The following is a 1,666-nucleotide window of genomic DNA, read 5'->3' as shown; positions in this document are numbered from 1 at the left end:
TAGATCTCTCAAAACTGAATAATGTTTCAACATGTGCAGTTTCCGTATTATTCCTTAGAAAGGAGGTGATCCAGCCGCAGGTTCTCCTACGGCTACCTTGTTACGACTTCACCCCAATCATCTGTCCCACCTTAGACGGCTAGCTCCTAATGGTTACTCCACCGGCTTTGGGTGTTACAAACTCTCATGGTGTGACGGGCGGTGTGTACAAGGCCCGGGAACGTATTCACCGCGGCATGCTGATCCGCGATTACTAGCGATTCCGACTTCATGCAGGCGAGTTGCAGCCTGCAATCCGAACTGAGAACGACTTTAAGAGATTAGCTTAACCTCGCGGTCTCGCGACTCGTTGTATCGTCCATTGTAGCACGTGTGTAGCCCAGGTCATAAGGGGCATGATGACTTGACGTCATCCCCACCTTCCTCCGGTTTGTCACCGGCAGTCTCGCCAGAGTGCCCAACTTAATGATGGCAACTGACAACAAGGGTTGCGCTCGTTGCGGGACTTAACCCAACATCTCACGACACGAGCTGACGACAGCCATGCACCACCTGTCATTTTGTCCCCGAAGGGAAAACCTAATCTCTTAGGTGGTCAAAAGATGTCAAGACCTGGTAAGGTTCTTCGCGTTGCTTCGAATTAAACCACATGCTCCACCGCTTGTGCGGGCCCCCGTCAATTCCTTTGAGTTTCAACCTTGCGGTCGTACTCCCCAGGCGGAATGCTTATTGCGTTAGCTGCGGCACTGAAGGGCGGAAACCCTCCAACACCTAGCATTCATCGTTTACGGCATGGACTACCAGGGTATCTAATCCTGTTCGCTACCCATGCTTTCGAACCTCAGCGTCAGTTACAGACCAGAGAGCCGCTTTCGCCACTGGTGTTCTTCCATATATCTACGCATTTCACCGCTACACATGGAGTTCCACTCTCCTCTTCTGCACTCAAGTCTTCCAGTTTCCAATGCACATCTCCGGTTAAGCCGAAGGCTTTCACATCAGACTTAAAAAACCGCCTGCGTTCCCTTTACGCCCAATAAATCCGGACAACGCTTGCCACCTACGTATTACCGCGGCTGCTGGCACGTAGTTAGCCGTGACTTGCTGGTTAGATACCGTCAGTGAATAATCAGTTACTATTACTCATATTCTTCTCTAACAACAGAATTTTACGATCCGAAGACCTTCTTCATTCACGCGGCGTTGCTCCATCAGGCTTGCGCCCATTGTGGAAGATTCCCTACTGCTGCCTCCCGTAGGAGTATGGGCCGTGTCTCAGTCCCATTGTGGCCGATCAGTCTCTCAACTCGGCTACGTATCATCACCTTGGTAGGCCGTTACCCTACCAACTAGTTAATACGCCGCGGGTCCATCCAAAAGCGATAGCAAAACCACCTTTCACATCATGACCATGCGGTCATCATGGTTATACGGTATTAGCATTTGTTTCCAAATGTTATCCCCTTCTTTTGGGCAGGTTACCCACGTGTTACTCACCCGTCCGCCACTCGAATTTCTTACGGTGAGTGCAAGCACTCGGTGTAAAAAATTCTCGTTCGACTTGCATGTATTAGGCACGCCGCCAGCGTTCGTCCTGAGCCAGGATCAAACTCTCAATTTATAAGTTTGTGACTCGTAATTACTAGCGAATTGACTTCGCAAATGT

At 50.1% G+C, this 1,666-nt stretch carries 1 rRNA gene; it reads right to left on the bottom strand.

Features of this window, described 5'->3' with window-relative positions:
• Positions 1–58: 58 nt before the first annotated feature.
• Positions 59–1,621, bottom strand: a 16S ribosomal RNA gene (locus FC64_RS00495).
• Between the last annotated feature and the right edge of the window lie 45 nt (positions 1,622–1,666).

Origin of the sequence: Ligilactobacillus araffinosus DSM 20653, assembly GCF_001435375.1 — a bacterium.
Lineage (GTDB): Bacteria > Bacillota > Bacilli > Lactobacillales > Lactobacillaceae > Ligilactobacillus > Ligilactobacillus araffinosus.
This window is presented reverse-complemented; position numbering and strand designations above follow the sequence as displayed.